At 67.8% G+C, this 7,830-nt stretch carries 8 protein-coding genes; 5 read left to right on the top strand and 3 right to left on the bottom strand.

Going from position 1 to position 7,830, the window contains the following annotated elements; translation table 11 throughout:
- From AC1DY5_RS33900 to AC1DY5_RS33890, 3 genes are all read left to right on the top strand, one after another.
- The coding region (locus tag AC1DY5_RS33900) for a branched-chain amino acid ABC transporter permease (RefSeq protein ID WP_478118663.1) at window positions 1–1,135 on the top strand (1,135 nt) is incomplete at its 5' end.
- A 14-nt stretch (window positions 1,136–1,149) separates the two neighbouring features.
- Complete coding sequence (locus tag AC1DY5_RS33895) at window positions 1,150–1,920, top strand: ABC transporter ATP-binding protein (protein ID WP_478118662.1); 771 nt, start codon at window positions 1,150–1,152, stop codon at window positions 1,918–1,920.
- On the top strand, window positions 1,920–2,636 hold the full coding sequence (locus AC1DY5_RS33890; RefSeq protein WP_478118660.1) for an ABC transporter ATP-binding protein: 717 nt from the start codon (window positions 1,920–1,922) through the stop codon (window positions 2,634–2,636). Before AC1DY5_RS33895 ends, AC1DY5_RS33890 begins: the two co-directional genes overlap by 1 nt.
- On the opposite strand, the gene AC1DY5_RS33885 is transcribed toward AC1DY5_RS33890, so the two are convergent.
- Both AC1DY5_RS33885 and AC1DY5_RS33880 read right to left on the bottom strand, forming a co-directional pair.
- Window positions 2,637–3,608 carry a Bug family tripartite tricarboxylate transporter substrate binding protein gene (locus AC1DY5_RS33885; RefSeq protein WP_478118658.1) on the bottom strand — a complete coding sequence of 324 codons (972 nt, stop codon included), beginning with the start codon at window positions 3,606–3,608 and terminating at the stop codon, window positions 2,637–2,639.
- Between the two features lie 19 nt (window positions 3,609–3,627).
- Window positions 3,628–4,692 carry a CDP-6-deoxy-delta-3,4-glucoseen reductase gene (locus AC1DY5_RS33880; protein ID WP_478118656.1) on the bottom strand — a complete coding sequence of 355 codons (1,065 nt, stop codon included), beginning with the start codon at window positions 4,690–4,692 and terminating at the stop codon, window positions 3,628–3,630.
- 39 nt (window positions 4,693–4,731) lie between these two features.
- On the opposite strand from AC1DY5_RS33880, the gene AC1DY5_RS33875 reads away from it, so the two are divergent.
- Complete coding sequence (locus tag AC1DY5_RS33875; protein WP_478118655.1) at window positions 4,732–5,664, top strand: SDR family oxidoreductase; 933 nt, start codon at window positions 4,732–4,734, stop codon at window positions 5,662–5,664.
- 46 nt (window positions 5,665–5,710) lie between these two features.
- Complete coding sequence (locus AC1DY5_RS33870; protein ID WP_478118654.1) at window positions 5,711–6,967, top strand: cation:proton antiporter; 1,257 nt, start codon at window positions 5,711–5,713, stop codon at window positions 6,965–6,967.
- Window positions 6,968–6,980: 13 nt separating this feature from the next.
- Here AC1DY5_RS33870 and AC1DY5_RS33865 read toward each other — a convergent pair.
- Window positions 6,981–7,830: sigma 54-interacting transcriptional regulator (locus tag AC1DY5_RS33865; RefSeq protein ID WP_478118652.1), on the bottom strand; the 850-nt coding region annotated here is incomplete at its 5' end.

Genomic DNA, 7,830 nt, shown 5'->3' with positions numbered 1-7,830 from the left:
CCAGCTCGCCCTGCCGCTGCTGCTGCAGACCCAGGGCAACGCCTGGGTCCGCATCGCCGACATCGCCTTGCTCTACGTGATGCTGGCGCTCGGCCTCAACATCGTGGTCGGCTATGCCGGCCTGCTGGACCTCGGCTACGTGGCCTTCTTCGCGATCGGGGCCTACCTGTTCGCGCTGCTGGGCTCGCCGCACCTGACCGACACCTTCCCGGCGATCAAGGCGATGTTCCCGAACGGGCTGCACGTATCGCTGCTGGTGGTGGTGCCGCTGGCGCTGCTGGTGGCCGGCCTGTTCGGTGCGCTGCTGGGGGCGCCGACGCTGAAGCTGCGCGGCGACTACCTGGCGATCGTGACGCTCGGCTTCGGCGAGATCATCCGGGTGTTCCTGAACAACCTGGACCACCCGGTCAACATCACCAACGGGCCCAAGGGCATCACGGCCATCGATCCGGTGCACTTCTGGGGCCTCAACCTGGGCAAGCCGCTCAAGTTCGACGGCTACACGATCTCGTCAGTCACGCTCTACTACTACCTGTTCCTGATGTTCGTGATCTTCACGATCCTCATTTCGCACCGTCTCCAGGTGTCGCGCATCGGCCGCGCCTGGATGGCGATCCGCGAGGACGAGATCGCCGCCAAAGCGATGGGCATCAACACCCGCAACATGAAGCTACTGGCCTTCGGCATGGGTGCCAGCTTCGGCGGCGTGTCGGGCGCGATGTTCGCGTCCTTCCAGGGATTCGTCTCGCCCGAATCCTTCAGCCTGATGGAGTCGGTGATGATCGTCTCGATGGTGGTGCTGGGTGGCATCGGCCACCTGCCGGGCGTGATCCTCGGCGCCATCCTGCTTGCCGCGCTGCCCGAGGTGCTGCGCTATGTCGCCGCGCCCCTGCAATCGATGACCGGCGGCCGGCTCGACGCCTCGATCCTGCGCCAGTTGTTCATCGCACTGGCGATGATCATCATCATGCTGGTGCGGCCGCGCGGCCTCTGGCCCTCGCCGGAGCACGGCAAGTCGCTGGCACGCAGGGGCGTGCAGCCCGCCTCGGGCATGCCGGCGGCAGCGCCCGGTGTCGAGACGCCGGCCGATGAAGTGCCCGGTGCCGCTTCGCGTCCGATGTCGATCAATCCGTGAGCCAGGGACGCAACATGACTGAAACCATCCTCGACGTCCGTGGCATCTCCAAGCGCTTCGGCGGCCTGCAGGCCCTGTCCGACGTCGGCATCAAGATCCTGCGCGGCCAGGTCTACGGGTTGATCGGCCCCAACGGCGCCGGCAAGACCACCTTCTTCAACGTGATCACCGGGCTCTACACGCCCGACAGCGGCAGCTTCGAGCTGGCCGGCAAGCCCTACAGGCCGACCGCGGTGCACGAAGTGGCCAAGGCCGGCATCGCGCGCACCTTCCAGAACATCCGCCTGTTCGCGGAAATGACCGCGCTCGAGAATGTGATGGTGGGCCGCCATGTGCGCACCCATTCGGGCGTGTTCGGCGCGATCTTCCGCTTGGGCGGCTTCAAGGCCGAGGAGGCTGCGATCACCGAGCGCGCGCACGAACTGCTCGAGTACGTCGGCATCGGCAAGTTCGCCGACTACAAGGCCCGCACGCTGTCGTACGGTGATCAGCGGCGGCTCGAGATCGCCCGTGCGCTGGCCACCGACCCGCAGCTGATCGCGCTCGACGAGCCGGCGGCCGGCATGAACGCGACTGAGAAGATGATGCTGCGCGAGCTGATCGACCGCATCCGGAAGGACAACCGCACCATCCTGCTGATCGAGCACGACGTGAAGCTGGTGATGGGCCTGTGCGACCGCGTGACGGTGCTGGACTATGGCAAGCAGATCGCCGAGGGCACCCCGGCGGACGTACAGAAGAACGAAAAAGTGATCGAGGCCTACCTCGGCACGGGAGGACACTGATGGCACAGACATTGTTGAAGGTGAGCGGCGTCAAGGTCGCCTATGGCGGCATTCAGGCCGTCAAGGGCATCGACTWCGAGGTCCGCGAGGGCGAGCTGGTGTCGCTGATCGGCTCCAACGGCGCCGGCAAGACCACCACCATGAAGGCCATCACCGGCACGCTGCCCTTCCTTGCCGGCGACATCGAGTTTCTCGGCAAGAGCATCAAGGGCCGCGGCGCCTGGGACCTGGTCGGCGAAGGCCTGGTGATGGTGCCCGAGGGCCGCGGCGTGTTCACGCGCATGACGATCACCGAGAACCTGCAGATCGGCGCCTTCATCCGCAAAGACAAGGCTGAGATCGCGAAGGACATCGAACGCGTGTTCTCGACCTTCCCGCGGCTCAAGGAGCGCGCCACGCAGCTGGCCGGCACGATGTCGGGCGGCGAGCAGCAGATGCTCGCCATGGGCCGCGCGCTGATGGCGCGGCCCAAGGTGCTGCTGCTCGACGAGCCGTCGATGGGCCTGTCGCCGATCATGGTCGACAAGATCTTCGAGGTCGTGAAGCAGGTCTACGACCAGGGTGTCACGGTGCTGCTGGTGGAGCAGAACGCCAGCCGCGCACTGCAACTGGCCGACCGCGGCTACGTGATGGAGTCGGGCCTGATCACCATGAGCGGCGACGCCAAGGTGATGCTGAGCGACCCCAAGGTGCGCGCCGCCTACCTTGGGGAATGATCAGTCGACCTTGGCGCCCGTGGCCTTGACGACCTTCTCGTACTTGACCAGTTCGCTCTTCATGAAGGCGCCGAACTGATCGGGCGTGCTGGCGACCGGTTCGGCGAGCAGCGATGCGAAGCGGGTCTTGGTCTCTGGCGAATCGAGTGCGGCGACGAAAGCGTGGTTGAGCTTGGCGACCACGTCGGGCGGCGTGCCGGCCGGCGCCACCAGGCCCCACCAGGTGTCGATCGAGAAGCCCTTGAGCGTGGCGGCCACTGTCGGGACCTCGGGCAGCGCACTGCTGCGCTGCGCCGTGGTGACCGCGATCGCCTTCAGCTTGCCCGAGCGGATGTTCGGCGCCGCGGTCGCGAGGTTGTCGAAGTTGAAGTCGACCTGGCCCGACAGCAGCGCGAGTTGCGCCGGATTGCCGCCGTTGTAGGGAATGTGGACCGCGAAGATGCCGGCTTCCTTCTTGAACATCTCACCCGCCAGGTGTCCGGCGCTGCCGTTGCCGCCACTGCCGTAGTTGAGCTTGCCTGGGTTGGCCTTGCCGTAGGCGATCAGGTCGGCCAGCGTGTTGATCCTCAGCCGTTGCGCGGTCTCGGCGTTCATGACGAGCACGTTGGGCACCCGCACCATCTGCGTCACGGGTGCGAAGTCGGTGGCGGCGTTGAAGGGCATCTTCGCGTAGAGCCAGGGATTGACCGCGTTGGTGGCGGTGGCCGCGATGCCGATCGTCAGGCCGTCGGGCGCGGCCTTGGCCACTGCGTCGGCACCGATGTTGCCGCCGGCGCCGGGCTTGTTGTCGATGATCACGGTGCCCAGCGAGTCCTTGACGCGTTCGGCCAGCACCCGTGCCGTGACGTCGATCGGCCCTCCCGCGGCATATGGCACGATCAGCCGGATCGGCCGCTGCTGCGCGTTCGCCTGGCCGCTGGCCAGCAGGGCGGCAGCCGACAGCAGGGTCAGCAGGAAGTGTCTGGCTTTCATGGATTCCATTGGGTGGGTCTCAGGGCAGGGCCTTGTCGGCCTCGGTGGTGAACGCGTCGGCATAGAACTCTTCGTCCGGCAGGCCGCGCTGCGCGACATAGTCGTGCTTGGCGGAGTCGACCACGATCGGCGCGCCACAGGCATAGACCTGGTGGCCCGAGAGGTCGTCGAAGTCCTCCAGCACGGCGCGATGTACGAAGCCGGTGCGGCCGTGCCAATCGTCCTCGGGCACCGCGTTGGAGACCACCGGCACGTAGCGCAGGTGGGGCATCTGCTGCAGCTGGGCGCGCAGCCAGTCGTCCATGTAGAGGTCTTCCGGCCGACGGCCGCCCCAGTACAGGGTGGCCGGGCGCTCGATACCCTTGGACTTCATGTTTTCCAGTAGCGCCTTGATCGGTGCGAAGCCGGTTCCCGACGCCAGCAGGATCAGCGGCTTGTCGGAGTCCTCGCGCAGGAAGAAGCTGCCGTAGGGGCCCTCGATGCGCAGGATTTCCTTTTCCTTCATGGCGCCGAAGACATGGTCGGTGAACTTGCCGCCCGGCAGGTGCCGGATGTGCAGCTCGAGGCCGGCGCCCGCCTGCTGCAGTGCGTGGGGGGCGTTGGCCATCGAGTAGCTGCGACGCGTGCCGTCGCGCAGGATGAATTCCACATACTGTCCGGCATGGAACTGCAGCGGCTCGCCCGCGGGCATCTGCAGGCGCAGCAGGACCACGTCGTGCGACATCTTCGCGAGCGACTGCACCCGCACCGGCATCTTGCGGATCGGGAAGGCGCCCGCCTCGGTCACCTGGCGCGATTCGAGCACCACGTCGCTCTCGGCCCGGGCGCAGCAGGTGAGCACGTAGCCAGCCAGCTGTTCCTCGGCGCTCAGCGCCTTGCTCTGGTGCGGGCCCAGGCTGACGCTGCCCGACAGCTTTTTGCACTTGCAGGACCCGCAGGCGCCGTCCTTGCAGCCGTAGGGAAGGCCGATGCCCTGGCGGATGCCGGCGGCCAGGATGGTCTCGTCGGCCAGGGCGGCGAAATGGCGCCCGCTCGGCTCCACCGTGATCTGAAAGCCCGCTTCGCTCGGCGCTGCGCTGGTCATGGGTATTCTTCGTTCTCTGCTCAAAAGGGAGAACGGATTTTGCCCTCAATCAACAGCCCCCTCGGGGCGAGGCCATCGCGCTTCCGGCGCGAGCGCGTGCTGGTCGTCGGCTGCGGTGACGTCGGGCTGCGCGCGGCCCGGCTGCTGCAGGGCCGCGTGCAGCTGGTCGCGCTGACTTCCTCGCCTGCACGCGTGCCCCTGCTTCGCCAGGCGGGCATCACGCCGATCGTGGCGGACCTGGACCAGGCGGCATCGCTGCGGCGGCTCTCGGGACTCGCCACGCGGGTGCTGCACCTGGCCCCGCCGGCCCGCGTCGAGGAAGGCGGGCGCTGGTGGCGCGATGCGCGCAGCCTGGCGCTGGTGCGCGCCCTGCGGCTGCGATCGCTGCCCGCGGCCCTGGTCTATGGGTCGACCAGCGGGGTCTACGGCGACTGCGGCGGTGCCCGGATCCATGAGACACGCGCCCTGCGGCCCGACACGCCGCGCGCGCATCGTCGGGTGGATGCCGAGCGGACGGTGCGCTGGCTGGGCCGCGCCGGCGTCGCCGTGCGGATCCTGCGCATCCCCGGCATCTATGCGCCCGACCGCGAGGGCGGCACCCCGCGCGAGCGGCTGCGCCGCGGCACTCCGGTGCTGCGGACCGAGGACGACGTCTACACCAACCACATCCATGCCGACGACCTAGCCCGTACCTGTGTCGCGGCGCTGTGGCGCGGCGGCCCGCAGCGCGTGTTCCATGCCAGCGACGACAGCGAGATCAAGATGGGCGACTACGTCGACCTTGCGGCCCGCCTCTACGGACTGCCGTTGCCGCCGCGGATCGCGCGCGACGAGGCGCAGGCCCAGTTGCCCTTGTCGCTGCTGAGCTTCATGGGTGAATCGCGGCGGCTCGACAACACGCGTCTGAAGCACGAACTGCGCGTGCGCCTACGCTATCCGACCGTGGCCGCGGGACTGCAATCGGAGCGCTGAAACATCCGGCTGCAGCCCGGCTGGCCCCGCACGGCAGAATTGGCGCATGCCCACGACCCAGCTCTCCGTTTATTTCTTTCTCCAGGTCGCCGCCATCATCGCGGTCTGCCAACTCGTCGGCCGACTGGCACGCTGGATCGGACAACCCCAGGTGGTGGGCGAGATGATTGCCGGCGTCATGCTTGGCCCCTCGTTGTTCGGCTTGTTCCTGCCGGAGTTGCAGCGCGCCCTGTTCCCGAAGGAAACACTGGGCATGCTCTACGTCGGCGGCCAGCTCGGGGTCGGCATGTACATGTTCCTGGTCGGTACCGAATTCCGGGCCGACCACTTCAAGCGACGCTTCCGAAGCGCGGCCTCGGTGTCTGCCGCCGGCATCCTGGTTCCTTTTGCGCTGGCCTTCGCGCTGGTTCCCTGGCTGCACGAGATCCCGGGCCTGTTCTCGGACCGGGCCAAGCCGCTCGAGGCGGCGCTGTTCCTCGGTGCGGCGATCGCCATCACCGCCTTTCCAATGCTGGCGCGGATCATCCACGAGCGCGGCCTTGCCGGCACCTCGCTCGGCACGCTGGCATTGACGGCGGGCGCGGTCGACGATGCGGCTGCGTGGTGCATCCTGGCGGTGGTGCTGGCGAGCTTCGGCGGCTCTTGGGGCGGCGCCTATGCCGCGATCGGCGGCGGCGTGGCCTACTCGCTGTTCATGGTGTTCGTCGGCTCCCGGTTTCTCAAGCGGCTGGCGCGGCACGTGCGCCCCGATGCGCCCTTGAGCTCCTCGCTGCTGGCAGTGGTGCTGGTGCTCTTCTGCCTGAGCGCGTTCGCGATGGATGCCATCGGCATTCACGCCGTCTTCGGCGGCTTCCTGCTCGGTGCGGTGCTGCCGCGCGGCGCCCTGACCGAGAAGCTGCGCGAACAACTGCAGCCCTTCGTCGTCATCTTCCTGCTGCCGATGTTCTTCACCTATTCGGGCCTCAACACCCGGCTGGCGGTGCTGTTCGAGCCCGGCATCCTGCTCGGCGCCATCGCCATCCTGGCGGCGTCGTTCTGCGGCAAGGGCATCGCCTGCTGGGCCGCAGCGCGGATGGCTGGCGAGAGCCAGCGCGATGCGATGGCGATCGGCTCGCTGATGAACGCGCGCGGCCTGATGGAACTCATCATCATCAACATCGGCCTGCAGGCCGGCGTGATCCTGTCGGGCCTGTTCTCGATCCTCGTGCTGATGGCGATCCTCTCGACGCTGATGGCGACGCCGCTGTTCAATTGGGTGACGCGCGATCGCAAACCGGGCCCGGCGGTTCAGGCGCCGGCCTGATCCCTCTCGGGCATCAGGCGGCGTCGCGCTCGATACCGTATTTCTTCAGCAGCTTGCCGAAGGCGCGCCGCTCCTTGCCGACCATCTGCGCGGCCCGCGTGACATTGCCCTCGGCCTGGCGCAACGCGCGTTGCAGGTAGTCCTGCTCGAAGAGGCGAACGGCCTCGGCCTTGGCGAGCTGGAAGCGCATCAGGCCGCTGTCGTCCCATTCGTCGGCCATCGCGGGCTCGATGCGCGGCGCCGGCTCTTGGCGCACCGGAATGCCGCCGCCCATCAGGAACTCCCGATGAACCCAGTTCTCGAGCTCGCGGATGTTGCCGGGCCACGCCTGACTGCGCAGCCACTGCAGTTCCTGGGCCGACAGCGTCTTCGCGGGCAAGCCGTACTTCGCGCTGAAGCGGCGAATGAAATGCGAAGCCAGCAGGTCGATGTCGCCGACGCGTTCCCTCAGCGGCGGCAGCACCAAATGAAGGATCTTGAGCCGGTACATCAGGTCGGCGCGGAACGCGCCTTGGGCGACCAGTGCCGCCAGCGGGCGATTGGAGGCAGCCACCACGCGCACGTCGGTGCTGAGCTCGCGGGCCGTCCCCAGCGGCCGGTAGCGCTGGTCTTGAAGAAAGCGCAGCAGCGTCACCTGGGCCTTGCCGCTCAGTGCATCGACCTCGTCGAGGAACAGGGTGCCGCCGTTGGCCTCGGCGACCAGACCGGCGCGCGCCTGCCGTGCATMGGTGAAGGCGCCGCGCTCGTGGCCGAAGAGTTCCGATTCGATCAGCGCCTCGGGCAGGGCGCCGCAATTGACCGGCACGAAGGGCCGGGCGCTGCGCAAGCCGCCGTAGTGGATGACGCGGGCGGCGAGTTCCTTG

This window comes from Variovorax sp. P4_D9 (genome assembly GCF_056401695.1).
This window is presented reverse-complemented; position numbering and strand designations above follow the sequence as displayed.